This window comes from Saliterribacillus persicus (assembly GCF_003337485.1).
GTDB lineage: Bacteria > Bacillota > Bacilli > Bacillales > Amphibacillaceae > Saliterribacillus > Saliterribacillus persicus.
On sequence record NZ_QPJJ01000014.1, the window covers coordinates 30,935 to 57,319 of the forward strand.

The window sequence follows — 26,385 nt, forward strand, 5'->3', positions numbered from 1 at the left end:
CGTGCTTATTTTATTTGGAAAAAGCATGTCTCTTGATGAAATTTGATTCTTTTACTCTAGATAACACGAATAAACCAATGATGGCACCTGAAATACTACTGATAAGAAAACCTGGAACAAATGCTAAAGCGCCGACAGATTGCCCCATTAATACATTTGCAAAAGGAACAGAAAGTAACGAAGCGATGATACCAGTTCCAATTATTTCTCCAACACCTGCTGACCATGTTTTCTTCGTTAATTTGTATAAATATCCGGCAAAAAATGCGCCGATCAATCCACCAGGAAAAGCGAGTAATGTACCTAGGCCTAATAAATTACGTAATAATCCAATCATAAGTGCAATTACAACAGCTGGTCCCGGGCCTAAGATAACTGCAGCCATAACATTTACAGCATGCTGCACAGGATATGCTTTTGCTATACCTGTTGGAAACCATAAAAATTGTGCCGCGAGCGTTCCGATAGCAACAAATAATGCCATCGTTGTTAATAAGGTTGTTCGATTCATCTGAAAAACTCCTTCTAAAATGGATTGATGACAAGCTACTTAGTGTGCCTAAAAGGAGTGTGAAAGTAAAAAACCAGATCCCTAAAAAAGGACCTGGTTAATGAACGTAAGAAGTTGCTACTTCCCTCCGCTGGAATAAACCAGATCAGGTCAATAAGAGTTAAAAAGCTTAACGGCGCTTTTCTCTCAGCCTATGCTTATAGGCACCCCTAGTAGTGCTATCACCTATTTGTTTTTTTAAGAATAGCATATCTCACGAAAAAAATAAAGGAAATCATTTATCTTGAATTCGAGATAAATTAAACTTATACTAAGAATAGGAATTGTCGATAATAGAGATAAAGCAAAACAAGGAGGAAAATAAAATGGAATTAAAAGGACTTCATCATGTATCAGCAATAACTGCTGTGGCAAAGGATAACGTTCGTTTTTATACAGAAATTTTAGGAATGCGCTTGGTGAAAAAAACGGTTAACCAAGATGACACAAGTATGTATCACTTATTTTATGCGGATGAAGCAGGGAATCCTGGTACTGATCTTACTTTTTTTGAAATAAAACAAGCAGCTCGTTTTTATCAAGGGAATAATAGTATCTCATTCAGTGGTTTACGGGTTAAAAATGATAAGGCGCTTAACTATTGGCTTGATAGATTTAAGGAATACGGGGTCGCACATGAACCCATCAAAGACTTAATGGGACGTAAAGTAATCTTTTTTAAGGATGATGAGGGCCAGCGCCTCATGCTTATTTCAGATGAATTTAATAATGGGGTAGAAAGCGGAACACCTTGGGAACACAGCCCGGTACCTGCTGATGTTGGGATTACTGGCTTAGGCCCAGTTCGTTTAACTGTCCCAAATCCCGGACCTACTAGTGAGATATTAACAGAAGTACTAGGCTTTCGCTTTGCAGGCACATACCCTGCATATGAAGATGGCCAGCCAGACATACAAGTGTATGAAACTGGTGAGGGTGGTACAGGTGCAGAAGTCCATGTCGAGCATCGAACCGATTTAGAAAAAGAGAGACCTGGAAGAGGTAGTGTGCATCACGTTGCTTTTCGTGTGAAGGATGAAGCAGAATTAGAGGCTTGGCGAGATAAAGTTCGCAAACGAAGACTCCCTAATTCAGGATTAGTAGATCGTTATTATTTCAAATCTCTTTATTTTAGAGAGCCAAATGGTATTTTATTTGAGCTTGCAACCGACGGACCTGGTTTTGCTACCGATGAAAACTTAGATCAACTAGGTGAGAGCTTAGCCCTACCACCATTTCTAGAGGAAAATAGAGAGGAAATTGAAGCTAACTTAACACCAATTAAATAGAGGGAATCCCGCTACTTTCTGTGCTATACTATTATTGGCAAAAAGTTAGGGGGATAACAATGACATTTCAACCAAAAGCAATTTGTTTAGATATGGATGGAACCTTACTCAATCACTACAATGAATTATCAGCTAGAACAATTGATGTGATTCAAGAGATTAGAAAAAGAGGAATCAAGGTATTTATCGTGACAGGTAGATCTTATAATGAAATATTTGACTCTGCTCCAAAGGAGATCATACTTGATGGCTTTGTTACAGCAAATGGTATGGTTACCTATAGAGATGGTGGGAAAATAAAAGAAGAATACCTACCGCTCCCGCTAATCCATGATATTATAACGTCTGCTAGAGAAAATAATATATATTATGAAGTGCATCCGAACGATTCTTTACGTATTGCATTAGAAGAAGATTCTCCTTTTATGAAGGAAATGGTAACAGGAGAGAAACCAGAAGATGTAGGTATGCACGAGTGGCTTGAACGTCAAATGGCTATGAAGACCGATATCAATTGGCAAAAGGCATTACCAGAAGATAAATATTCTAAAATGTATTGCTTTTCAAATGATAGTGAAAAAATGGCGAACTGGATAAAAGAATTAAATGAACTAAAAAAGAAGACAGATTTCACAACATCATCCTCTTCTCCACATAATGTGGAAGTGATGCTGACAGGTATAAATAAAGCTTCTGGTATTAAGGCTTTGCTTGATCATTTTAATATCCATCGTGAAGATACCATGGCAATCGGAGATAGTAACAATGACATACCTATGATGGAATATGTAGGTTATGGTGTGGCGATGAAAAATGCCACAGATGAAATCAAAGAAATAACAAAGGATGAAACGGCATTTTCCAACCATGAAGATGGAGTTTATCAGTATTTAAAGAAATATTTTGATTTAGCAGACATCGAGAGTGAATAGCTCTCGATTTTTGTTTGTATTTGAAATTACGCTTAATCAAAAGAGATTTGTATGGTAGAATAAATAAACAGACATAAATAAAGATTTCGCATCATTGTAAGTGCTTACAAAAATAGGAGGCGAGCGTATGGCAAGGTATTTATTTCTTATGGAATGTGAAAAAGGTAAAGAAGAAGAATATATCGAGAGACATAAAGCTGTTCATCCAGAGTTATTGGAAGCATTAAAAGAAGTGGGAATAACAACTTATAGTATTTTTATGGATGGCAATCAATTATACGCCTATATGGAAGTTGATGATTATCATCGTGCCATGAAGAAATTAGAAAATAATCCAGCAAACCGTAAATGGCAAGCCTTTATGAGTGATATACTAAGTATGGATGAAAAAGGCGATCCAAAAATGTATTTAATAGATCAAGAAGTATTCCGATTAAATTAGAAATAGCTAGTTTAGAAAGCGGGGCAATCTAATGCTTGTGGCCGAACGTCACCAAAAAATAATAGAAATCGTTAATGATAGAAAAAGTGTACGTGTAACAGAACTATCTAAAGCTTTTTCAGTAACAGATGAAACAATTAGACGAGACTTAGAAAAGCTAGAGCGCGACAAGAAGTTGGCGCGAAGTCATGGTGGGGCTGTTAGTATAGAATCGCAACAAGATACACCAGAAATGACTTATGAGGAACGAGAAATAATGCATGTGGAAGAGAAAAAAGAAATTGCTAAAAAAGCAGTAAAACATATTGTAGAAGAAGATAAAATTATTTTAGATGCCAGTACCACAGCTTGGTACGTAGCTAAAAATCTTCCAAATATGAATTTAACCGTGTTAACAAACTCAGTAAAAGTCACCTTAGAGCTTAGTAAAAAAAATAAAATTACCGTTATCTCAACCGGTGGAACACTGCTCAATCGCTCATTGTCTTATGTAGGTCCACTTGCAGAGAATGCATTTGATTTTTACCATGTTAATAAAGCTTTTCTTTCCTGCAAAGGTATTCATCCTGTTCGAGGGATTAGTGAATCAAACGAACAACAGGCAAGAGTCAAACAAAAGATGATTGAAATTACTGACACTACTTATGTGTTAGCCGATCATCATAAATATGAGGTACAGGGCTTTGCGCATGTCAGTGCCCTATCCAAAATTGACCGTGTGATTACAGATAGTGCTGCACCTAAGGAAATGATTTTAGAACTAGAAGAAAAAGGAATTCATGTTATACAAAACGATTACGACCATGGCCTATCATGAAGAGGCTGTGGTTTTTTGTTTCTATTAAAAGATGGTGGTATAATTATAATAATTAGTTTAGATAATAGATAAACAAAGTTATAAATCAATTAATATTAAGCTTTAGTTGGAGGTGTGAGTCATGCGCAACATTTTTTCTAAATGGAATACGTTAAGAAACCAGTTACTAGTCGTATATTTAGTTGTGATGATTATCGTGTTACTGGTTGTAAGCGCAATCACCTTCAACCGTGTTTCCTACTTACTTCAAAACAATGCAGAAATGCAAATGCGTCAAACGGCAATTGCTTCAAGTGGTAGATATGATTCCTTATTAGAACAATTAAATGTAATTACGAAACAAGTGGTAACAAATGAAGATATACAGTCTATCATGCAAAAAGAGCATAACGGGACACCAGCAACGTTCAACGAAAAACAGACACTTATGAAAGTAACGAATATTATCCAGGCAAATGCAGATGGTATTTATTCGATGGAGATTTATACCCAGGATTATCAACGATTAATTCCAATTGACTCTACGGATTTAAGTAATCGCTTAGATGCAAAAGCAATTATTGAAATGAATAATGCAAAAGGGGGATTAATTTGGATTGGACAAGATCCATTAGAGGACCCTTATTACCTAGTTGGAAGAAGAATTAATTTAATGGAAGAAAACTTTAATAATAGTGGCTATTTAATTTTAAGATTAAATAAAAATCACTTTGATGTAAAACCAGAGCAACAACTAGAAGATAGTGATGAGTATATGATTCTAGTAGATAAAAATGAGCAGCCCATTTCAACAAATTATGAAAAGGATAATATTGCAGAAGTTTTAGAGAGCACGGAAGAAATGATAAATGTAGACGGTGAAGATTATATGTTAGTTAAAGAAACCTCTCCTGAAACAGGTTGGACACTTGCGATATTAACTCCAGTACAAACACTTACAAGCGGGATACCTATTTTGCGCTCGGGAATAATTGTGGCAGGGGTAATCGGATTAATTATCTTTTTAATCACCTCCTTTTTCTTGTCTACCTTTATCACAAAACCGATCGTGAAGTTAACCACAACGATGCGCCAGGCCAGTAAAGGTACACTTGCACCGAATCCAATTATGAATTCAACCAATGAAATTAATGAGTTGAACCAGACCTATAACCAGCTTGCTGAGGAGACAAATTATTTAATCCAGATGGTTTATGAAAAAGAGATTATGAAAAATAGGACAGAATTAAAAGCGCTACAAGCACAAATTCATCCACACTTTTTATTCAATACGTTAGATGCCTTGTACTGGTCATTAGATGAAAAAGAAGAAGAGGACCTAGCAGAAATCGTACTAGCTATGTCTGATTTGTTTCGCTATACCATAAGTGGAAAGGATCAGGATGAATGGGTGAGTATTCAGGATGAATTAGAACACGTGGAACGCTATATGAAAATCATGCGGATGCGTTTTGGGGAACGATTACTTTTTTCTAAAGAAATAGATTCCAACCTACTAGGAGTATCCATTCCAAAGCTTCTCATTCAGCCACTAGTAGAAAATGCTATTTTACACGGCGCAGGTAATGTAGTAGGAAATTGTATGGTCTCTGTGGTAGTGCGAGAGATTAGTGAGAGTAAACGGATAAGAATTAGTGTGCATGATAATGGCCCTGGTATGACAAAAGAAAAAGTACAAGAAATACTTGAGCGAATAAAAGCGGATGTTTCTAGCAAAACCGGAAAAGGCATTGCGCTGAATAACGTAGAGCAACGACTCAGGTTATATTATGGTAGTGAATTTGTTAAAGGACTAGAAATAAAAAGTGAAGTAGGAAAAGGAACGATGGTAGAGATTGAAATTCCGATGCAACAAGGAGGGGATCTGTAATGCTAAGAAAAACTATTTTAGTAGTTGATGATGAGCCACGCAGTAGAGAAGGGGTAAAGAAAACTATTGAAAAGTCAGCAATTGGAGCCTTCGATGTGTTGACAGCAAACGATGCAAAAGAAGCAATCCAACTGATTGAAAAGCATAAGATTAATCTCCTTATTACAGATATTAGAATGCCTGAAATGACAGGCTTAGAATTACTAAAAGTGTTGAAAGAAAATCAAGATGATCCTGTGGTTATTATTATGTCAGCATATTCAGAATTTGAATATGCCCATCAAGCACTGCAGCTTGGAGTAGTGAATTATTTATTAAAACCAATCTCTAAAGAAAAGCTAATGGAAGCAATTGAGAAAGCCATAAATGTCGATAATCAAAAACTCCAGACAGATCTATTACAAGAAATTGCGGATGATAAATTAATAGAAATTAATGAGGTTGGCAGATTTTCAGGTGTGATTAAAGAAGTTATTACGTATATTGAAGCACACTTTTATGAAGAGATTAGTTTAAAGGATGTCGCAAATTATGTTCACTTAAATGCCAGTTATTTAAGTGCATTATTTAAGGAACAGTTGGATCTAACCTTTAGTGACTATGTAACGAGAAGAAGGGTGCAGGAAGCAAAAAAGCTATTATTAACTACAGACTTTACGATCACAGAAATTGCTGAAAAGGTAGGCTATAATACCCCGAAATATTTCATTAAAATCTTTAAACAAGCGGAAGAAATAACCCCCCATGTTTATCGAAAAAAATATGAAAGCGATTTCTAAAATAAGTGGCATTTTACCCAATCAGCGTTACCTTACAGGATGACTAGTGCGATGCTAGAATTAAAAATGTAAGCGATATTAAAAATATTAGGGGGTAAAATTGTGAAAAGTAAATGGTATAAAGTATTCATGGCATTCGCACTTATTGCACTTTTAGCACTGGCTGCTTGTGGTAACGATGAAGAAGAAGCTGGTTCAGACTCAAATTCAGGTGGAGAAACTGAAGAAAATGAAAGCGGTTCAAGTGAAGGTGAAGAAAAAACAATTGAGTTCATGCATTTATGGCCAGAAGGAAGTTCAAAGCAACACTATGAAATCGTAGAAAGCATTATTGATCAGTATGAAACAGATAATCCTAATGTAACCGTTGAGGTTGAAATCTTAGGGAATGAACAATATAAGGAAAAATTAAAAGTTCTTTCTACTTCAAATGAATTACCAGACGTAGGAATGACTTGGGCTGCTGGATTTTTGGAGCCTTATGTAAGCGGTAATATGTTTGCTTCGTTAGATGATTTATTAGAGGGACCATTAAATGATCAATTTGTTCCAGGAACCGCAGAAGCATATGCACTAGAAGGAACTACGTATGGTTTACCACTAGAGCTTAATATTACGCCTTTATATTACAATAAAGCAATTTTCGATGAGCATGGATTAGAAGCTCCAGAAACGTTAGACGAATTTAAAGAAGTAGTAAAAACGTTAGTAGACAATGGTGTTACACCAATCGCACTAGGAAATAAAGACCGCTGGACTGGTTCAATGTGGTACATGTATCTAGCTGACCGTTTTGGCGGACCAGAAGTATTAACAAATGCTATTAATCGCTCAGGAACATTTGAAGATCCTGCATTAGTAGAAGCAGCAGAAGAAATTAAAAATTTAGTTGAAATGGATGCATTCTTAAAAGGATTTAATGGACTTGGAAATGATGAGGCTAAAGGTTACTTCATCAATGAACAAGCGGCAATGTATCTAATGGGTACATGGGATTTACCAGAATGGACAACAAATGAAGATAATCCACAAGAATTCAGAGATTCAATCGAATACATGAAGTTCCCTACTGTAGAAGGTGGACAAGGGGATATTGATAGCTTTGTAGGTGGTCCTGGTGTCGGACTATTTGTTGCAGAAGATTCTGACGTTCAAGCAGAAGCAAAAGAATTTGTTTCATTCTTTGTAGAACAATGGGGTCAACAGGCTGTAACAAAAGCCGGTGTTATTCCAGCAACAAAAGTTGATACAGAAGGCACAGACTTACCACAAATGTACATTGATATCTTAAATGATTTAAACGATGCATCTAATATTACATTATTTGCTGATGTGCAAATGAGCCCAAGTGTGGCAGAGGTTCACCTAGATATGATTCAAGCACTATTTGGTGATGCTGCAACCCCAGAGGAATTTGCAAGCGAACAAGAACAAGCATTAGCAGATGAAGAATAATTAAAGAATGTGAATGAAAAGGACATATTTTCTTCAGATATGTCCTTTTCTTACACTTTATTTCGATTAGAGCAGAAAAAATCATAGGCTTATACCACATTGAAAAGTGCTAAGCCACTCATTCTTAATCTTACCACCACGGGGAAGGAGCTTTACCATGAACAAAGTAATGTCAAATAAACTAGTCATTGCTTTATATGTGTTACCAGCATTAATACTAATTGTAGCACTTATCTATGTTCCAATTATTTTAACAGGCTATTACGGGCTAATGGACTGGAATGGTATTGGTGCAATGACCTTTATTGGATTAGAAAATTATACAGAGCTACTGCAAGACGCTAAATTTTGGCAGAGTGCTAAACATTCCTTTTTACTAGCTTTGTTTTCATCCTTAAGCTTAATTATTTATCTATTAATATCATTAGTATTAGCAGGAAAAATTAAAGGAGCAAATTTGCTTCGTAAGATTTATTTAATTCCGATGCTTTTATCCTCTGTTGCTATTGCGCAACTATGGTTAAAAATATACGACCCGAATAACGGGATATTAAACAGCTTACTTGAGGTTTTAGGTGTAGAGAATACACCGACATGGCTTGCTGATCCTGATTTAGTTTTATATGCAATTTTTGTAGCTATATTGTGGCAGTATGCGGGGTTTTACATCATTATTTACTATGCAGCGCTGAAAGGAATCCCAGAATCATTGGTAGAAGCGGCAAAAATCGATGGTGCAAATCCTATACAAATTGCTTATAAAATTAAAGTTCCCTTAATTGCAGGGGTAATTAAAGTAACAATTGTTCTAGCAATCGTGGGTTCCTTAAAGTACTTCGATTTAATCTATGTAATGACAGGTGGAGGACCGAATGGAGCTAGTGAGGTAATTGCTTCTTATATGTATCGTCAAGCATTTGGTAGCTATAACTTTGGTTACGGAAGCGCTGTAGCCTTCTTCTTATTGATCATTACGCTTATTGTTACTTGGCTGATACGTAAATTAACTGCTTCAGAAGATGAAGTCCAATACTAAATAGAAAGGATCGGTCACGATGGCAAAAAAAATTCAAGAGACAGACCAATCTATCGCAAAAAAGCTTGGTATGGGTCTTTTATATCTCGTTTTAACTATTGTTGCGATTTTTCAAATCTATCCACTTGTGTGGTTACTCATGTTCTCGTTAAAAAGTAATTCAGAAGTATTTGGGTTATCCCCTTTTGCTCTTCCAGAAGATCCAAAATGGGAAAACTACGCAAGGGTGTGGACAGACGGAAATATTAATCTTTACTTCTTTAATAGTGTTTGGATAACGCTTGCGTCCGTATTATTAACAGTGTTACTAGCAAGCTTTGTAACGTTTGCAATCACTAGGATGCATTGGAAATTTAACAAGCTTGTGTTAGGACTTTTTATGGTAGGGTTAATGATTCCGATTCACTCAGCGTTAATTCCACTATTTGATTTCTTCTTGAAATTAGGCTTAGTGGATCACCCGTTATCCATTATTTTATCGTATACGGCATTTAACCTGCCGCTTACCATCATGATTCTATTAGGCTTTTATTACACACTTCCAAGAGAAATTGAAGAAGCAGCGGTTGTCGATGGATGTTCGGTACACCGGATTTTCTTTCAAATTACATTGCCAATGACATCTCCTGTTATTGCAACAACTGCGATTATTAATATGATTTATAACTGGAATGAATTTGTTTTTGTTAATACATTTATTAGTTCCGATAAGTATAAAACGTTGACAGTGGGCATTCAAAATTTCATTGGTCAATACTTAACGGATTGGGGTGCAATAGGTGCCACTTTAATGATCAGTATTATCCCGATTTTGATTGCATTCTTAATTTTAAGTAACCGTATCGTTGAAGGAATTGCAGCAGGATCTGTAAAAGGATAAAGTGAATAGGAACAACAGGTGAAAGCGTTCTAACATGACGCTTTCGCTTTTGTGTATATTAAAATAAAGAAAGGAAGAATAATATGCCGAAAAATAATTTTTTTAATGCACATCACTCCCCAATAGGTGCATTTTCAAGTTTTACGTTGGGTTTTCCTGGAGCAGGAGGAGGATTTGACCTTGAATTAGGTCGATCTCCTAAGAAAAGCGTTTATATTGGTGTGGAGACAAAAGAGGAAGAAGGAATATATCAAGCCTTACCCTTTTTTGATGCGGGAGAAGATGAAAGCTCCAGGTATGATGTTGAAAATATTGATCCAAATCCGGAAACAGAAAAAATCATCCATCCATTTTCAAAAGAAGAGGTGGAACGTGATTTTAAAGTAGGAACAGACACCTGGCGTGCAGGGGATATTACCTTCACCATTTATTCGCAGGTCCAAAGTGTACAAGAGCCGGGTACAGCGGATGATAAAGAAATGATGCTTACCCTTGTGCCTTCTGTGATCGCTGAATTAACGATTGATAACACAACAGGCAAACGCAAAAGACGTGCTTTTTTTGGTTATGAAGGCAGTGATGTGTACAGTTCAATGCGAAGAATGGACGACACGATGGAAACTGCGAGTGGGATTGGGCAAGGTCGTATTACAGCACTAACGACAAAAGATCCTAGTATAGAATCTGCTATGAATTTTAGCATGGAAAAAATTCTAGCAAATAAATTTAAGGAAAACTGGACGTTTGGTCTCGGGCCACTTGGTGCTTTAATTATGGATGTTCCTGCAGGTGAGAAGAAAACGTACCAATTTGCCATGAGCTTTTTCCGTGATGGAATGGTTACTGCAGGATTAGATACAAGTTATTACTATACGAAATATTTTAAAGATATAGAGGATGTCGGGAAATTCACGCTGGATAATTTTGAAGCAATAAAGACAAGAGCACTTGTTTCGAATGAAATGCTTGAGGCAGATCATTTATCTGAGGATCAACGATTCATGCTTGCACACGCGATAAGAAGTTATTATGGTTCTACACAACTAATGCAAACAACAGACGGAGAACCATTCTGGATTGTGAATGAAGGGGAATACCGAATGATGAATACCTTTGATCTGACCGTAGATCAGCTATTCTTTGAAATGAAAATGAATCCGTGGACCGTAAAAAATGAGCTGGAGTATTTTATTAAACGGTTTAGCTACACAGATAAGGTACGATTTCCAAATGATACGACAGAGTATCCTGGTGGAATAAGCTTCACGCATGATATGGGTGTGGCAAATACAATTTCACGACCGCATTATTCCTCCTATGAAATGTATGGTTTAGATGATTGCTTTTCCCATATGACGCATGAACAGCTTGTGAATTTTATCCTAACAGCAAGTGTTTACGTGGAGCAATCAGGTGATAAAACCTGGCTTGGGGAAAATTTAGCTATCTTTGAAGCAACATTAGAAAGTATGGTCAATAGAGATCATCCTGAGCCGGACAAAAGAAATGGCGTAATGGGCCTAGACTCCACGCGGGTAATGGGTGGGGCAGAAATTACGACATATGATAGCTTAGATGTATCCTTAGGACAAGCAAGGAATAATATATATTTAGCCGGTAAAAGTTGGGCAGCTTATCTTGCACTTGAGAAAATTCTGAAGGAAGCTGGAAAAGAAGAGCTTTCAAAACAAGCAGGAGGTCAAGCGGAGAAATGTGCGGAAACCATTGTCGCAAATGTAACGGAAGATGGCTATGTGCCGGCAGTGATAGGCGAAGGCAATGATTCTAAAATTATCCCAGCAATCGAAGGGCTAGTCTATCCTTACTATACCAATACAAAAGAAGCGTTAGACCCAAATGGTCGCTTTAAAGCTTATCTAGATGTCTTAAAGACCCACTATCAAGCAGTGCTTAAAAAAGGTGTTTGTATTTTTGATGATGGGGGCTGGAAGCTTTCATCCACAAGTAATAATTCATGGTTAAGTAAGATTTACCTCAATCAATTTATTGCTAGGGAGATCCTTGGTTTTAAATGGGACCAAGCAGGCTTAGAGGCAGATCACGCTCACGTAGAGTGGTTAACCCATCCTGAGTTATCGATCTGGAGCTGGAGTGATCAAATTTTAGCTGGTGAAATTATTGGAAGTAAATATTATCCAAGGGGTGTAACTAGTATTTTATGGTTAGATGAGAAAGAGGAGAATTTTAAATAAAATATCGTAGAGAAAACGCACTATGAATTCAGTAATTAAAAAATACTAGAGTAGCAAGAGGTTGAGTAGAGATAGTCATGCCGCTATCATCAACGAACAAACTGTAATAGTTACAAAATATATAAATCTATTTTTCTAAATTATCTGTACCATTTTCTTCACGCTGGGCTTTTTGTTTTTTCTCTACTTTTTGAAATGCCTGTAAGCAAGTTCCCATGATAACAAAGGCAATCATGCTTCCACCAAAGAAAAAGAAAGTTCCTGGAATGATATATTGTATGTATAGGATAACAAAAGCACCTAAAACCATCCCAATATTATGAAACGGGTGAATGAGCATCACCAAGAAAGAATTTTTCCAAATGCCCCAAATAGACAAATTAAAATGCACGTAGGTTGGGATGACATAAAAAGCTGTTAATGTAATTGCTAGCATAAATAAGTAAATGGGGATTTGAATAATATCGAACACCCCACCCTGGTTCATTTGAATAAACTGAAGATCCACGTAGAATAATAGGGCTATTAGCACGAGTGTGAGTCCTAATAAATTCCCTTTAATAAATTCTTGTTTATAAGTCGTCCAAAAAAATTTAAAGACAGGCTCATCTGTGTTTCCAAGCAGCCATTGTCGAATCATTGCATTCATAGCGATTGTAGCTGGGAAAAAACCAAATAATACAAGTCCTAAAAGTGTAAATGCTAACCAGAGTATATTCACATAAGCAAACCTGGTAACCCATTCTGTCATTCCAAATAAAGATTGTCGCATGTCTATTTCTCCTAATTATAAGATACTTCTATCGTACCATAGATTGATGAAAAATAGAGGCTTAACACACTGTTATTGCTAGTTTTTTCGAACATCTAAAAGGCAAAACCATTGACTACAGGAAAAATAAAAGAGAAACTTATTATATTGGCTAACGGAGTAAAAACGTAAATTTAAAATAGGAGAGATGTCACATGCATCAACCATTATATAAAGTAAGTAAGGAACTACGAAAAGTAGCTTTAGGTGAAACAAAAGCAGATATGATTATTCAAAACGGCACACTTGTTAATGTAATGACAAAAGAGCTACAGCCGAATATTGATGTAGCTATTAAGAAAGGGAGAATTGCTTACGTTGGAGAAGCATCTCACCTAATAGGTGAAGAGACAAAAGTGATCGATGCAAAAGGTAAATATATTTCACCAGGGTTAATGGAAGGTCATATGCACGTAGAGAGCACCATGCTTTCTGTGACGGAATTAGCAAAGGCGGCACTTGTAAAAGGTACGACATCAATTTTTATGGATCCGCATGAAATTGCAAATGTACTCGGTTCAGAAGGTGTGCGTCTCATGCATGAAGAAGGGAAGAATCTCCCATTAAAAGTTTTCACTACTTATCCATCATGTGTTCCAGCAACAGAAGAACTTGAAGACGCAGGAGCAGCGCTGGGTGTGAAGGATATTGAAGAAGGCTTAAATTGGGATGGTGTTGTTGGTTTAGGAGAAGTAATGAACTTTCCAGGTGTTGTTTATGATGATCCGAAAATGATTGGTGAAATAGAAGCAACACTGCGTCACAAAAAAGCTGTGACAGGTCATTTCCCTGATGGAACAGATAAAGAGTTGCAAGCATACATTGCTTCAGGCGTTGATTCGTGCCATGAAACAGTAACAAGGGAACAAGGCTTAGAAAAAGCAAGATTAGGCATGCACATTATGATTCGTGAAGGTTCCGCTTGGCATGATGTAAAAGAAGTCATCAAAATTATCACAGAGGATCATGTTGATCCAACGAATATAACACTAGTAACGGATGACGTTTATCCTCAAACGCTTGTGGAAAAAGGGCATTTAAATCATGTAGTAAGAAGAGCGATAGAAGAAGGTGTCGATCCAGTTGTAGCAATTAGCTTAGCAACCATTAATGTGGCCAGATACTATCATATGGATAAAGATGTTGGAAGTATTGCTCCAGGTAAAGTAGCAGATATTTTATTAATGGAAGACCTTGAGGAAATGACACCTGAAGTGGTCGTAGTAGATGGGGAGCTTATAGCTGAAAAAGGAAAAATAGTAACCGATATTCCGACGTTTACGTATCCGGATCATGCGAAAAATACAGTGAAGTTAAAACAAAAACTTCAAGCAGAAGACTTTCTACTAAAAGTGGATAAAAATAAAGAGGAAGTAAATATTAATGGCATTCATGTTATTGAAAATAATGCGCGCACGGCAAAAATGAAGGCGAAGCTAGCGGTAAATGATGGAGTTGTCCAGCCAGATGTGGAAAACGATATTCTTTTACTTGCGTGTATTGATCGCCATCATCAGTCGGGTCAAATATCATTGGCGTTCGCTAAAGGCTTTGATATAAAAGGTGGAGCTGTTGCTTCTACTGTCGCACACGATAGTCATAATTTATTGGTGATGGGAACAAATCCAGAAGACATGGCGCTTGCAGGCAATACATTAGCCGAATCTAATGGAGGAATGGTTGTTGTAAAGGATGGACAAATACTAGCTCATGTACCTATGCCAATTGCAGGATTAATGTCTGATGCGAAGTTAGATGTCGTAGTAGATCAAGTAACAGAGCTTGAAGTGGCATGGAAAAAGCTCGGCTGCAAAATCCACGCACCATTTATGACATTCTCTCTCATTGCTTTACCAGTGATACCAGAAATTCGAATTTCAAATCGAGGTTTAGTAGATGTAACCAAATTCCAACTCATTGATGTAATAGAAAAATAAGCAAAATTATGAAAAATGCTCATGCTGAAAATCTTATTCTACCAGTTGTTTACAGCATGAGCGGATTGTTTTTCTTAAAGCTTAACAAGGAGTATAATGTTTGTGAAAGCGTAATCAATAAAAGGATGGTGCACAACATGACAAAAGTTGTTATTACTGGAGGAAGCGGCTTATTAGGCCCTTCTGTTGTACAAGAATTCGTAGAACACGGTTATGAAGTTGTAAACGTAGATCAAAAGCACCCTAAAAACCCAATCTGTAAAACAGTTATTGCTGACTTAACAGATTTAGGACAAGTCTATGGTGTGTTAGAAGGGGCAGATGCAGTCGTTCATTTGGCAGCTATTCCTGTTGCTTATTCACATCCCAACGAAGTTACATTTAGAAATAATGCGATGTCCACGTATAATATTTTAGAAGCAGCTGGAAGTTTAGGGATCAAAAAAGCAGTTATTACTTCTAGTGAGTCTTCGTATGGATTAGTATTTACAAAACAAAATTTACAGCCACTTTATGTGCCTGTTGATGAAGAACATCCACAAATGCCTGAGGACAGCTACGGACTGAGTAAAATTGTAAATGAAGAAACAGCTAATATGATTCATAGACGCACAGGAATGCAAGTAGTCTCGATGCGTGTAGGTAATGTAATTGCACCACACATGTATGAAAACTTCCCAGACTTTATCCATAAACCAGAATTGCGCAAACCTATTTTATGGAGCTATATTGATGCGAGGGATGCTGGAGCTGCCTATCGTTTAGCAGTTGAAAAAGACGGATTAGGTTCGGTTGCATTAAACTTAGCAGCAGATAATTCAAGTATGGATATTAAAAGTAAAGATTTAATGGAAGAAGTATTTCCAGAAGTAGCAGATTTCCGCGAGCCATTAGAAGGCTTTGAAACCTTACTAAGCAATAAAAAAGCAAAAGAAGTATTAGGCTGGCAACCAGTTCATAACTGGCGCGATTACGTAAAACAATAAGATAGTTAGAAATGCGAAAGGAGAATCCTTTCGCTTTCTTTCAACATAATTTGATTAATAAAAAAGGAGAATGATTATGCAATATCGTCAATTTGGAAAAACAGATATGAAAATTAGTGAGTTGAGCTTTGGTACTTGGGCAATCGGTGGTGCGTGGGGGCAAACTAACGATAAAGAATCCTTAAATGCTCTAGCACGTGCAATGGATGAAGGGGTAAACTTCTTTGATACTGCTGACGTTTATGGCGATGGTCATAGTGAGGAGCTCCTTGCAAAAGCAACGAAAGGAAAAGAATCTGAAATCTACATAGCATCTAAATTTTGCCGTGCTGGAGATATAAATGATCCAGAAACATATTCTGAAAAATCGGTGACAAATTATGTAGAGAATAGTTTAAAAAGATTAGAGCGTGAGCAATTAGATTTAATTCAAATTCACTGCCCACCAATTGAAATTATTCGTGATGGAGCTGTCTTTGAAGTACTAGATAAACTAAAGCAACAAGGGAAAATTCGTCATTATGGAGTTAGTGTGGAAACGGTGGAAGAAGGATTACTATCCATGGAGAATCCAAATGTAGCTGCTCTTCAAGTTATTTTTAATATGTTCCGTCAAAAGCCAATCACAGAATTATTCCCAACGGCTATAGAAAAGAATGTTGGTATATTAGCACGTGTTCCGCTAGCAAGTGGTCTTTTAACTGGAAAATTCTCAACGAATCACACATTTGAAAAGGATGATCATCGTAAATTTAATCGAGATGGGCAAGCCTTTAATGTCGGTGAAACTTTTGCTGGACTCCCGTTTGAAAAAGGGGTAGAGCTCAGCAAGGAATTAGAATGGATAGCAGAGGGTCGTGGAAATATGACAAGGGCCGCTCTTAAATGGATACTAAATCATGATGCAATTTCTGCGGTTATCCCAGGCTTTAAAAATGTGAAGCAAGTAGAAGATAATTTAGCTGCGGTTAAGGTTCCTGAATATAGTGAAGAAGAACTGGCGCGCTTACGTGATTTTTATCAAGAAAAAGTTCATGATAATATCCGTGGACCTTATTAAAAAGCCTGTGTAACTAGCTAGAAAATGATATAATGGTTGCAGAATGAAAAGGAAGTTGAGGAGAACAGGATGCAACGAGGTAGCTTTCAGTGGATGAAATCACTTAATAAATCGATTATTATAAATAAAATAAGAACAGAAGGACCTATTTCTAGGGCCCAAATTGCAAAAGATACAGAATTGACGCCTCCTACAGTAGGTTCAATTGTAAAGGAATTGTTGGAGCAAGACCTGGTGAAAGAAAGTCAGTTAGGAACCTCGCAAGGTGGACGAAAACCAACGATGTTAATTCTAAATACAAAAGCATTTTATATTTTAGGTATAGATGTAGGTCCTGAGGATATTTTATTTATTTTATCAGATTTATCAGGTGAAGTAATCGATGAGGATACCCAAACGATTACGGAAGCATTGAAGAGAAAAAGCTTCTTAGCTTTATTGACGAATGGAATCGATGGATTGATAGCGAAGCACCCCTCAAAGGAATTAATGGGAATTGGTGTAGCTATGCACGGGATTGTTGATGCTAGTGAAGGAGTGGCGGTTTTTGCTCCAAATCTACAGCTACGTAATATCCCAATTAAGCAATATTTAGAAGAGAAATATAATCAAAATGTTAAGGTAGAAAATGATGCAAAGGCTTTAGCATTAGGCGAAGCTTGGCTAAAAAATGAGACCCCAGATAAGAATATGATTGCTGTCAATATTGGTAGAGGAATTGGTGCGGGAATTGTTATTGATGGTAAGCTGTATCATGGTGAGCATGGAATTGCTGGGGAGATTGGTCATATGACAATTGATCCAAACGGAAAAAGATGTTCCTGTGGAAATGATGGCTGCTTACAAACTATAGCTGCTGGCCCTTCTATCGCAGAACGTGCCAACGAATTAATTCGTCAAGGGCAATCGAGTCTTCTTGCAGAATGGAGTCTAGAGGATTTAACAGGTGAAATGGTTCACCGTGCCGCTAAAAAAGGGGATGTACTAGCTACCCAAGTTTTATATGAAGCTGGGCAATATATAGGAATTGCGTTAACAAACCTTATTCACATCTGCAATCCAAGTAAGATTATAATTGGTGGCGGTGTGTCAAAAGCAGGAGATTATATCCTAGAGCCAATTCGAGAGATGATTCAAACAAAGGTAATATCACAAGAAGCGCAACAAACCTCGGTCCAAATTTCAGAATTAGGGGAATATGGATCTGCAATGGGTGCTGTTGCACTCATTCTAAGTGAAATGTTTGAGCCTAATCTCAACAACTAATGATAGAATAATAGTGCACAAACACACACAAGAAGCTGCTAATGAAATAATAGGCAGCTTTTTGTGTGCAATTATTATTTCTTTTAAGAATTAATGGTAATCGTACTTATGTATTCACTGCCAATTACAAGATATACTAAAATGCGAATTGGTGAAAATTCTCAGTATGCAATCGCGAGGTGGAGTTTTGTTAAAAAAAGGCGTATTAGTTACCCTTATTTTTCTTATCCTTAGTGCTTGTTCCTCTAATAGTTCAGCGCTTGAAACTGATAATCTAATAGTAGAAAAAGATGATATTAATATTAATTATGAAGCTGTTGAAAAAGATATTGCAGCAGAAGCTGTTCCCTTTAAAATAAAGTACCCTACCTATATACCTTTTGATAGTGAAGAAGCAAAAGTGGTTATAACGGCTTGGGAAAAGGATAAGGAAAAGGTTGTAGCTTCTCTTACTTATGCTTCCACAGAAGAAGATGCTAAATGGAAAAAAGATTCTTTCGTTCAACCAGTAATTCCCCATGTGCGTTATACAATCGCAAATTTTGATAGATATTTTAGTAGATATGCCAATAAAAGTGAATATAGAGAAATTGAAATTTCGAATAACACAAAAGGATTAATTCAGTATATTTTAGAATCGAATGGCGCAGCATTACATTGGTTTCATGAAGGGAAGGAATATAATATTGTTTTAAGGAATTTTAACAATGATAAAGAAAAATTAAAAAAAGAATTGATTAAAATTGCTGATTCCATATAAATCTCCCCATCAAAAAAAGGACTTCCAATTCGGAAGTCCTTCTTTATATCCTATCACTCAACTAAAAATGTGAGCTTAAAAAGTTCCAAAAGTAAAAGTTGTTTTAGTAAAATACTTTTCATCTTTTTCTAACCAAACGGAAGGGAATCCGTCATGATGAATAGAAGCAGGTGAAGCTTGTGTCTCTAAACATAGCCCTAAATACTTGGCTGATTCACGTTCTCGCAAGTTTAAGTCCTCTGGTAGATTATTAGACGTGTACATCACAACACCAGGCTGATCTGTCGTAACTTTTAATTCACGCCCACTTTTTTCTTCGCGAACCTGTGCGCTTACTGGTTTATTATGGTTGAAAATAAAATAGTGATCGTAGCCATGATTTGCGACTAGATTTTGTTTATCATCTGAATCAATTCCATCTTTCATTAGACGGCCATTTCTGAAGTCATACGTGCTATTTGCTACATCTAGCTTTTGACCAGTAGGAATTAATTCCTCATCAAGCTCAACGAATTGATCACTATCAAGTGTGATTTCATGATTTTGAATATCTTCTTTTAAATTCCCACTTAAATTAAAGTAGGAATGATTTGTGGTCGTTAAGACTGTTTTTTGATCCGCAAGACCTTCATAAGTAATGGTAAACGCATTGTTGTTATTTAATGTATACGTTACAGTCATTTGAAGATTTCCTGGATAGCCATTATCACCATCTGCACTATTAAGTGACAAGGTAAGTCCTACTTCATGTGCATTTTCAAACGGTACAACCTTCCAAATGGAATTATGAAAAGCTGGATTACCACCATGTAAATGGTGCTCTCCTTCATTTTTTGGAACGGTATAGCTTTTCCCGTCAATTTCAAACTGAGCTTTTTCGATTCTCCCTGCTACGCGACCAATCAGAGCTCCGAAAAAACCAGGATTAACTAAATAGTCCGCATAATCCTTAAAACCAACGACAACATTTTCAAGCTTGCCTTCACGATCTGGTGTTAATATTTTCGTAATGATACCACCAAAATCAAGAATGGATACGGCCATTCCATTATCGTTTACAAGTGTGAATTCTTTCCATTGTTGCTCTTTAACTGTCAGTGCTTCTGTGTTAATCTGCATTGAATTGTTACCTCCTATTTTGCTTCGTTTCCATAAGCAAGAAAACGCTTAAAGGCTGCTCGGCCTTTGTCATCCGTTTTATAGACACCGGCGTCTTCTAATACACGGGTGAATTTTTTGCCGAGCTCATCTTCTAATAACTGGTCGACATTTTCATTCGTTACGTTAGCGTTTCTTTCTACTATTGATTGTACCCAATCTTGGTGATATTCTGCAACGTTAACCGATTCCCCAAGTAGATACTTTTTAATCGTTTCTATTTCATCTTTTAAGCGAGGAGGTAATACTGCAAGACCCATAACTTCAATTAGACCAATATTTTCTTTTTTAATATGGTGAACATCTGCATGTGGGTGAAAGATCCCAAGTGGATGTTCATCTGACGTACGATTGTTTCGTAAGACAAGGTCTAATTCAAACTTTTCATCGCGCTTTCTAGCAATTGGTGTAATCGTGTTATGCGGTGTATCGTCCGTATAGGCAAAAATACCAGCATCCGCGTCACTGTAAGACTGCCATTTATTTAAAATAGATTCACCGGCATTAACTAGCTCCTCACGGTTCTCACTACGAAGCCTGATAACCGAAAGTGGCCACTTCACTATATGTGCTTCCACGCTAGCAAATTGATCAAGTGTAAAAGAGAACTCTTCATCTGCTTCTGTCATTGCAAAGGTATATCTTCCACCTTGATAATGGTCATGGGATAAAATACTGCCACCAACTATAGGTAAATCAGCATTAGAGCCAATAAAATAATGTGGGAATTTTTCTACAAAAGCAGTTAATCTAGCAAATGAACCTCGGTCTATTTTCATTGGTCGATGCTCACGTGCAAAAATGATGCTGTGCTCATTATAATAAACGTATGGAGAGTATTGGAAAAACCAAGGCTCACCTTCTAATGGAACTTCTATAATGCGGTGATTAGAGCGAGCAGGATGGCCAATACGACCAACATATCCCTCATTTTCAGCGCAAAGCAAACACTTTGGATAGCTGACATTTTGCTTCATCGCACGTTCACGTTTTATTTGTTCAGGGTCCTTCTCAGGCTTCGATAGATTTATTGTAATATCAAGAGCGCCATATGGTGAAGGTGTTTTATAGTGAATGTTTTTTGCAATTCGTTTTGTTTGAATGTAATTAATATCCTGGCTTAAGCGATAGAAATAATCAGTTGCAGCTTCCGGTGCTGTTTGATATTTTTCATAAAACAAAGCATTCACCCTAGATGGTAAGGGTAGGCATACATCCATTATTTTTGATGACAGTATTTCTTTTTCGTCTAAGATATCCTCTACAACATTTGTTTCCACCGCAGCAGAAAGTAAAGCATCCAAAATATCTGGTAGATCTAACTCTTTAAACTCCGGAAAATCCTCCACAGCATTTACATCAAAGCTTGCTTGTTGAAGTAGCCCTAGAACTTGATTTCGGACATAAATGTGATCACTAGTTTCAATTAAATTTAATTCGATTGTCTTTTGAACAAATGCTTCCACTAATGCGGAAATTTTTTCTTCCATGTTTATGCATCCTTTCCGTAGCCATCTGGATGTGCTTGATGCCAATTCCAGGCATCTTCGATAATTCGAGTAATATCCGTTCTTTTTGGTTTCCAGCCTAACGTTTTTTGTGCTTTATCAGATGATGCGATCAATGTACTTGGATCACCTGCGCGTCTTGGTGCTACTTTAGCCGGAATTTCATGATCTGTTACCTTACGTGCTGTATCAATAATTTCTTTAACAGAGAATCCTTGCGAGCTTCCTAGATTAAAAATGTTACTTTCTCCACCGTTTTGGAGGTAGTTAAGTGCTAATACATGGGCGTCAATCAAATCTTCCACATGTACGTAATCACGGATACAGGTTCCGTCTGGCGTATCATAATCTTCGCCGAAAATTGAAATATGCTCACGTTGGTTTAAAGCGACCTGAAGAACAATTGGAATCAAATGTGATTCTGGACGATGATCCTCACCAATTTCTCCCGTCTGGCGTGCACCAGCAACATTAAAATAACGAAGAGAAACATAACGGATTCCATGGGCAATCTCACACCATTTCATCATTTTTTCCATCGTAAGCTTGGTTTCACCATACGTGCTTGTAGGTAATGTTGGCATTGCTTCAGTGATTGGTACTTGTTCTGGCTCCCCGTAAGTAGCGGCAGTAGAAGAAAAGACAATATTTTTCACATCGAATTCTGTCATTGCTTGCAGTAATACTTGTGTTCCGTATACATTGTTATCAAAATATTTTAATGGAACCTCCATCGATTCTCCAACAAGGGAGTTAGCCGCAAAATGCACAACACCTTCAATATTTTCATGACTAAACACTTCTCTTAAAAATTCAATATCACGAATATCACCACGGTAGAAGCTGGCTTTTTCGTGGACAGCATCTTCGTGTCCAGTTTCTAAGCTATCAATTACCACGACATCTTTTCCTTGGTCAATCAGTTGATATACGGCGTGCGAACCAATGTAACCGGCACCGCCTAATACTAAAATACTCATTCTTATTCCTCCTCTGTTAATAATTTTGCCCCGTCACCAATCGCTGCTTCGTAAAAGGTAGGTGCATACCCAATTTTAGTTTCATATACAGACTTAATTTCTTCTTTAAAAAGATCTGCTTTTTGTTTCTCTACAATGGCAATCGCACATCCGCCAAATCCTGCTCCGGTCATGCGGGCTCCTAATACTCCAGGAAGCTCCCAAGCGGTTTCGGCGATCGTATCTAATTCGGTGCCTGTCACCTCGTAATCATCTCTTAACGAAATATGTGATTGATTGACAAGTTCGCCAAAAGCTTCAAGCTCTCCTGCTTTTAATTTTTTCAAGGCTTCGATTGTGCGTGCATTCTCATAAACGGCGTGTTTTGCGCGCTTTTGGTCTGTGCTATTTTTAATTTTATCTTTGTGCTGCTCGAATTGTTCAGGTGTGAGTTCTCCTAGGGAACGAATCGATAATGTTTCTTGCAAGTTTGCTAACGCACGTTCACATTCTGAGCGTCGTTCATTGTATTTAGAGTCTGCTAACTCGCGTCTTTTATTAGTATTTATAATAACAATCGAATGATCATCAAGCTCAATTGGTGCATATTCATATTTTAATGTGTCACAATCAAGCAGCATGGCGTGATCTTTTTTTCCTTTACCAATTGCGAATTGATCCATAATTCCAGAGTTAACACCGATAAATTTATTTTCAACCAATTGACCGATTTGAACCATGCGAATACGATCAATATCTAAACCAAATAAATGCTCAAGCATCACTCCAGTTACAAGCTCGATTGAAGCAGATGAAGATAAACCTGCGCCGTTTGGAATATTACCATAGAATAGAACGTCAAAACCTTGCTTGATTTCAAAGCCTTCTTCAAGGAAGTAATGTAGCATTCCTTTCGGGTAATTCGTCCAATCATCTTCTTTTTTATAGCTTAAATCATCTAACGACACTTCTATTATACCTTTTTCGGGAAAGTTATCAGAGTAAAAACGCAAGGTGCGATCATCTCTTTTTGCTGCTATTGCATATGTTCCAAATGAAATGGCAGCAGGGAAAACGTGACCTCCATTATAATCTGTATGCTCACCGATTAAATTTATCCTGCCAGGTGCAAAAAAGGATTGTGTAGTAGCTGTACTTTTAAAAACTTGATCAAATTTCTGTTTTAGTTGAGTTGTATGCATGATTAATAACCTCCTAGAATTATAGACTTAATTAAATTAATTTATTAACTTTATTTTAAGCGATACAAATAGAAATTACAAGTCTAACAAGAGGTGAGTTTCCCATTAAAGATAAAAAACAGCCTAACCCGTTTAAGGGATAGGCTGTTTTAAGGAGTTGGAGATACTATTTTTGTTCGGTAAGGGCTAACTTACGTACTTCTTTTGCGGCAGTTATCATATTCTCTAATGCTGCGATCGTTTCAGGCTCTTGTCTTGTTTTTAATCCGCAATCTGGATTAATCCAAAACTTTTCAATCGAGATTGTTTCAAGTGCACGTGAAATGTTTTTCTTTAATTCTTCCACACTTGGCACACGTGGGCTGTGAATATCATAAACACCTAATCCAATTTCTTTTTCATAATTATTTTCCTCGAAGGTGCTGATAAGCTCACCGTGGCTACGTGATGTTTCAATAGAGATTACATCTGCATCCAATTCATCAATCGCTTCATATATTTCTCCGAATTCCGAATAACACATATGGGTATGAATTTGTGTCTCAGGTTTAACAGTAGCGGTAGCTAAACGGAATGCTTCGACTGCTGCATCTAGATAGGTTTTCCACTTTTGTTTATCTAAAGGCAACCCTTCGCGAAGTGCTGGTTCATCAACCTGGATAATATTAATACCAGCTTCTTCTAGCGCTAATACTTCCTTCTCTAATGCAAGAGCAATTTGATTTAATACAGTAAAGCGAGGTAGTCCGTCATGTACAAATGACCAGTTTAAAATGGTAATCGGTCCGGTTAACATTCCTTTTACAGGCTTATCAGTTAACGACTGTGCATAGGTGATATCCTCAACTGTGATTGCTTTTTCAAAAGCTACATCACCAACAATTAATGGTGGTTTTACACAACGAGAACCATAGGACTGAACCCAGCCATATTCCGTCACATTAAACCCTGCAAGCTTTTCACCAAAGTATTCCACCATGTCTGTGCGTTCAAATTCCCCATGCACAAGTACATCAAGGTCTAAATCTTCTTGAATTTGAATCCATTTTTTTGTTTCATTTTGAACAAATGTAGTATATTCTTCGTTTGAAATGTCACCCTGACGCCATGCTCTTCTTGTTTGCTTAACTTCCTGTGTTTGTGGCAAGCTTCCGATTGTTGTTGTCGGTAATAGTGGTAATTGTAAAAGCTCACGTTGTTTTTTGATTCGTTCACTAAAGCTTAAAGAACGATAAGTATTTTCAAGATCAAGTGTTTCAAGCTCTTGTTTTACATTTTCATTATTACGATAAGTTGATGTATTTAGAGCATGAAGACTTTCCTTGTTTTTATTGAATATTGCTTGCACCTGTTCGATGCCATTTTCACTTGCGTGCGTGATAGCATATATTTCTTTTATCTTTTCATCTGCAAACGCTAATCCATCTAAAATAACTTTATCAATATTAGCTTCCGATTTAGTTGTCACCGGTACGTGTAAAAGGGAGCAGGATGGCTGAATAATAATTGTTTCACTTTCCACTGATGCTTCAATTTTCTTTACAAGCTCTAAGCTCTTTTCCAAATCGGCACGCCATACGTTTCTACCATTGATAACACCTGCTGCTAAAGCTTTATCTTTTGGAAAACCATATTTTTTAATTTGCTCAAGGTTATCTCCGTGGATAAAGTCAAGGCCTATAGCATCTACTGGTAACTGGATAACCTCTTTATAATTTTGAACTGTTTCAAAATAGGTTTGTAAAATGATTTTGCTTTTTGGTACGGCTTCTTTTAGCTTTTTGTACGTATCTTTTACTAATTCTAATTCCTTCTCAGATAAGTTTGTTCCTAGAATCGGCTCATCAATTTGGATCCATGCGGCACCCGCTGCACTTAATTCTTGTAAAACTTGAATATAAAGTGGGGTAAAGGCATCGATTAAATCGTTTAATTGTGCTTCACTATAACCCTTTGATAGTTTAATAAAGGTTACAGGTCCTAGTAAAACAGGCTTGGCTTCAATCCCTAACTCCTCTTTTGCTTCGTTGTAATAATGGAGCACACGGTTTTGGACAAGGGTTGGTTTGACGTTATTTAATTCTGGTACGATGTAGTGATAATTGGTATTAAACCATTTGGTCATTTCAGCGGCAACAGCATTTTTCTCACCACGCGCAATTGCGAAATAGGTATCTAAGTCTGTCGCATTATGATTCGTTTGGAATCTTTCCGGAATGGCACCAAACATTACTGCTGTATCTAATACGTGATCATAAAAGGAAAAATCACCTACTGGAATAAGATCTATTCCTAATTCTTGTTGCTTTTTTAAATTTTCTAAACGCAATGCAGTAGTTCTTTCTAATAGCGTTTCTTCTGTAATTGATTTGCTCCAGTATGCTTCTAATGCATTTTTCCATTCTCTTTTTTCTCCGATTCTTGGGTAACCTAAATTTGAACTAATAAATTTTGTCATGTTTTTCCGCTCCTTTA

General features: G+C 36.9%; 22 protein-coding genes and 1 riboswitch. Of the genes, 15 read left to right on the forward strand and 7 right to left on the reverse strand.

What is annotated here, in order from left to right; all coding sequences use genetic code 11:
• Window positions 1-10 precede the first annotated feature (10 nt).
• Window positions 11-511 (reverse strand): energy coupling factor transporter S component ThiW, encoded by a 501-nt coding sequence (gene thiW, locus DFR57_RS14725; RefSeq protein ID WP_114353981.1) that lies wholly within the window; start codon window positions 509-511, stop codon window positions 11-13.
• Window positions 512-616: 105 nt separating this feature from the next.
• Window positions 617-732: riboswitch (TPP riboswitch) on the reverse strand.
• 144 nt (window positions 733-876) lie between these two features.
• On the opposite strand from thiW, the gene DFR57_RS14730 reads away from it, so the two are divergent.
• The 10 genes from DFR57_RS14730 (at window position 877) to DFR57_RS14775 (ending at window position 12,263) form a co-directional block, all read left to right on the forward strand.
• Window positions 877-1,839, forward strand: coding sequence for a ring-cleaving dioxygenase (locus DFR57_RS14730; RefSeq protein WP_114353982.1), 963 nt, complete (start codon window positions 877-879; stop codon window positions 1,837-1,839).
• A gap of 59 nt (window positions 1,840-1,898) precedes the next feature.
• Entirely contained in the window at window positions 1,899-2,771 is an 873-nt protein-coding gene (locus DFR57_RS14735) for a Cof-type HAD-IIB family hydrolase (RefSeq protein WP_114353983.1), read from the forward strand.
• 127 nt (window positions 2,772-2,898) lie between these two features.
• Window positions 2,899-3,213 (forward strand): L-rhamnose mutarotase, encoded by a 315-nt coding sequence (locus tag DFR57_RS14740; protein ID WP_114353984.1) that lies wholly within the window; start codon window positions 2,899-2,901, stop codon window positions 3,211-3,213.
• Window positions 3,214-3,244: 31 nt separating this feature from the next.
• Window positions 3,245-4,030, forward strand: a complete 786-nt coding sequence (locus DFR57_RS14745) for a DeoR/GlpR family DNA-binding transcription regulator (protein ID WP_114353985.1) — start codon at window positions 3,245-3,247, stop codon at window positions 4,028-4,030.
• A gap of 121 nt (window positions 4,031-4,151) precedes the next feature.
• On the forward strand, window positions 4,152-5,900 hold the full coding sequence (locus tag DFR57_RS14750; protein ID WP_114353986.1) for a sensor histidine kinase: 1,749 nt from the start codon (window positions 4,152-4,154) through the stop codon (window positions 5,898-5,900).
• Complete coding sequence (locus DFR57_RS14755) at window positions 5,900-6,679, forward strand: response regulator transcription factor (RefSeq protein ID WP_114353987.1); 780 nt, start codon at window positions 5,900-5,902, stop codon at window positions 6,677-6,679. The genes DFR57_RS14750 and DFR57_RS14755 overlap by 1 nt, the downstream gene beginning before the upstream one ends.
• Before the next feature lie 102 nt (window positions 6,680-6,781).
• Window positions 6,782-8,134 carry an extracellular solute-binding protein gene (locus DFR57_RS14760; protein ID WP_245937485.1) on the forward strand — a complete coding sequence of 451 codons (1,353 nt, stop codon included), beginning with the start codon at window positions 6,782-6,784 and terminating at the stop codon, window positions 8,132-8,134.
• A 157-nt stretch (window positions 8,135-8,291) separates the two neighbouring features.
• Window positions 8,292-9,170, forward strand: a complete 879-nt coding sequence (locus DFR57_RS14765; protein ID WP_114353988.1) for a carbohydrate ABC transporter permease — start codon at window positions 8,292-8,294, stop codon at window positions 9,168-9,170.
• 19 nt (window positions 9,171-9,189) lie between these two features.
• Window positions 9,190-10,050 (forward strand): carbohydrate ABC transporter permease, encoded by an 861-nt coding sequence (locus tag DFR57_RS14770; RefSeq protein ID WP_114353989.1) that lies wholly within the window; start codon window positions 9,190-9,192, stop codon window positions 10,048-10,050.
• An 83-nt stretch (window positions 10,051-10,133) separates the two neighbouring features.
• A complete protein-coding gene (locus DFR57_RS14775; protein ID WP_114353990.1) occupies window positions 10,134-12,263 on the forward strand; it encodes a glycoside hydrolase family 52 protein in 2,130 nt (709 codons plus the stop codon).
• Window positions 12,264-12,390: 127 nt separating this feature from the next.
• Here DFR57_RS14775 and DFR57_RS14780 read toward each other — a convergent pair whose 3' ends face one another.
• The gene (locus DFR57_RS14780; RefSeq protein ID WP_114353991.1) at window positions 12,391-13,035 is read right to left on the reverse strand and encodes a YesL family protein; all 645 of its coding nucleotides are present in this window, start codon (window positions 13,033-13,035) and stop codon (window positions 12,391-12,393) included.
• A gap of 194 nt (window positions 13,036-13,229) precedes the next feature.
• Here DFR57_RS14780 and ade point away from each other — a divergent pair, with 194 nt between their 5' ends.
• The 5 genes from ade to DFR57_RS14805 all read left to right on the forward strand — a co-directional run bounded on the left by ade (window position 13,230) and on the right by DFR57_RS14805 (window position 19,083).
• Window positions 13,230-15,011: an adenine deaminase gene (gene ade / locus DFR57_RS14785; RefSeq protein WP_114353992.1), complete on the forward strand. Its 1,782-nt coding sequence runs from the start codon at window positions 13,230-13,232 to the stop codon at window positions 15,009-15,011.
• A 137-nt stretch (window positions 15,012-15,148) separates the two neighbouring features.
• Complete coding sequence (locus DFR57_RS14790) at window positions 15,149-15,997, forward strand: NAD-dependent epimerase/dehydratase family protein (protein ID WP_114353993.1); 849 nt, start codon at window positions 15,149-15,151, stop codon at window positions 15,995-15,997.
• 76 nt (window positions 15,998-16,073) lie between these two features.
• Window positions 16,074-17,057 carry an aldo/keto reductase gene (locus DFR57_RS14795; RefSeq protein ID WP_114353994.1) on the forward strand — a complete coding sequence of 328 codons (984 nt, stop codon included), beginning with the start codon at window positions 16,074-16,076 and terminating at the stop codon, window positions 17,055-17,057.
• A gap of 69 nt (window positions 17,058-17,126) precedes the next feature.
• Window positions 17,127-18,323: an ROK family protein gene (locus tag DFR57_RS14800; RefSeq protein ID WP_114353995.1), complete on the forward strand. Its 1,197-nt coding sequence runs from the start codon at window positions 17,127-17,129 to the stop codon at window positions 18,321-18,323.
• Between the two features lie 187 nt (window positions 18,324-18,510).
• Window positions 18,511-19,083: a hypothetical protein gene (locus DFR57_RS14805; RefSeq protein WP_114353996.1), complete on the forward strand. Its 573-nt coding sequence runs from the start codon at window positions 18,511-18,513 to the stop codon at window positions 19,081-19,083.
• A gap of 75 nt (window positions 19,084-19,158) precedes the next feature.
• On the opposite strand, the gene DFR57_RS14810 is transcribed toward DFR57_RS14805, so the two are convergent.
• The 5 genes from DFR57_RS14810 to metE all read right to left on the reverse strand — a co-directional run bounded on the left by DFR57_RS14810 (window position 19,159) and on the right by metE (window position 26,368).
• Complete coding sequence (locus DFR57_RS14810) at window positions 19,159-20,202, reverse strand: aldose epimerase family protein (protein WP_114353997.1); 1,044 nt, start codon at window positions 20,200-20,202, stop codon at window positions 19,159-19,161.
• Window positions 20,203-20,216: 14 nt separating this feature from the next.
• Window positions 20,217-21,731, reverse strand: a complete 1,515-nt coding sequence (galT, locus tag DFR57_RS14815; RefSeq protein WP_170132997.1) for a UDP-glucose--hexose-1-phosphate uridylyltransferase — start codon at window positions 21,729-21,731, stop codon at window positions 20,217-20,219.
• A 2-nt stretch (window positions 21,732-21,733) separates the two neighbouring features.
• Window positions 21,734-22,729 carry a UDP-glucose 4-epimerase GalE gene (gene galE, locus DFR57_RS14820; RefSeq protein ID WP_114353998.1) on the reverse strand — a complete coding sequence of 332 codons (996 nt, stop codon included), beginning with the start codon at window positions 22,727-22,729 and terminating at the stop codon, window positions 21,734-21,736.
• A gap of 2 nt (window positions 22,730-22,731) precedes the next feature.
• Window positions 22,732-23,910 carry a galactokinase gene (locus DFR57_RS14825; protein WP_114353999.1) on the reverse strand — a complete coding sequence of 393 codons (1,179 nt, stop codon included), beginning with the start codon at window positions 23,908-23,910 and terminating at the stop codon, window positions 22,732-22,734.
• A 166-nt stretch (window positions 23,911-24,076) separates the two neighbouring features.
• On the reverse strand, window positions 24,077-26,368 hold the full coding sequence (gene metE, locus DFR57_RS14830; protein ID WP_114354000.1) for a 5-methyltetrahydropteroyltriglutamate--homocysteine S-methyltransferase: 2,292 nt from the start codon (window positions 26,366-26,368) through the stop codon (window positions 24,077-24,079).
• Window positions 26,369-26,385 lie beyond the last annotated feature (17 nt).

What these genes read in the sequence shown, in the direction of transcription:
- thiW (WP_114353981.1), bottom strand. Translation starts at nt 511, where the DNA reads ATGAATCGAACAACCTTATTAACAACGATGGCATTATTTGTTGCTATC.
- DFR57_RS14730 (WP_114353982.1), top strand. Translation starts at nt 877, where the DNA reads ATGGAATTAAAAGGACTTCATCATGTATCAGCAATAACTGCTGTGGCA.
- DFR57_RS14735 (WP_114353983.1), top strand. Translation starts at nt 1,899, where the DNA reads ATGACATTTCAACCAAAAGCAATTTGTTTAGATATGGATGGAACCTTA.
- DFR57_RS14740 (WP_114353984.1), top strand. Translation starts at nt 2,899, where the DNA reads ATGGCAAGGTATTTATTTCTTATGGAATGTGAAAAAGGTAAAGAAGAA.
- DFR57_RS14745 (WP_114353985.1), top strand. Translation starts at nt 3,245, where the DNA reads ATGCTTGTGGCCGAACGTCACCAAAAAATAATAGAAATCGTTAATGAT.
- DFR57_RS14750 (WP_114353986.1), top strand. Translation starts at nt 4,152, where the DNA reads ATGCGCAACATTTTTTCTAAATGGAATACGTTAAGAAACCAGTTACTA.
- DFR57_RS14755 (WP_114353987.1), top strand. Translation starts at nt 5,900, where the DNA reads ATGCTAAGAAAAACTATTTTAGTAGTTGATGATGAGCCACGCAGTAGA.
- DFR57_RS14765 (WP_114353988.1), top strand. Translation starts at nt 8,292, where the DNA reads ATGAACAAAGTAATGTCAAATAAACTAGTCATTGCTTTATATGTGTTA.
- DFR57_RS14770 (WP_114353989.1), top strand. Translation starts at nt 9,190, where the DNA reads ATGGCAAAAAAAATTCAAGAGACAGACCAATCTATCGCAAAAAAGCTT.
- DFR57_RS14775 (WP_114353990.1), top strand. Translation starts at nt 10,134, where the DNA reads ATGCCGAAAAATAATTTTTTTAATGCACATCACTCCCCAATAGGTGCA.
- DFR57_RS14780 (WP_114353991.1), bottom strand. Translation starts at nt 13,035, where the DNA reads ATGCGACAATCTTTATTTGGAATGACAGAATGGGTTACCAGGTTTGCT.
- ade (WP_114353992.1), top strand. Translation starts at nt 13,230, where the DNA reads ATGCATCAACCATTATATAAAGTAAGTAAGGAACTACGAAAAGTAGCT.
- DFR57_RS14790 (WP_114353993.1), top strand. Translation starts at nt 15,149, where the DNA reads ATGACAAAAGTTGTTATTACTGGAGGAAGCGGCTTATTAGGCCCTTCT.
- DFR57_RS14795 (WP_114353994.1), top strand. Translation starts at nt 16,074, where the DNA reads ATGCAATATCGTCAATTTGGAAAAACAGATATGAAAATTAGTGAGTTG.
- DFR57_RS14800 (WP_114353995.1), top strand. Translation starts at nt 17,127, where the DNA reads ATGCAACGAGGTAGCTTTCAGTGGATGAAATCACTTAATAAATCGATT.
- DFR57_RS14810 (WP_114353997.1), bottom strand. Translation starts at nt 20,202, where the DNA reads ATGCAGATTAACACAGAAGCACTGACAGTTAAAGAGCAACAATGGAAA.
- galT (WP_170132997.1), bottom strand. Translation starts at nt 21,731, where the DNA reads ATGGAAGAAAAAATTTCCGCATTAGTGGAAGCATTTGTTCAAAAGACA.
- galE (WP_114353998.1), bottom strand. Translation starts at nt 22,729, where the DNA reads ATGAGTATTTTAGTATTAGGCGGTGCCGGTTACATTGGTTCGCACGCC.
- DFR57_RS14825 (WP_114353999.1), bottom strand. Translation starts at nt 23,910, where the DNA reads ATGCATACAACTCAACTAAAACAGAAATTTGATCAAGTTTTTAAAAGT.
- metE (WP_114354000.1), bottom strand. Translation starts at nt 26,368, where the DNA reads ATGACAAAATTTATTAGTTCAAATTTAGGTTACCCAAGAATCGGAGAA.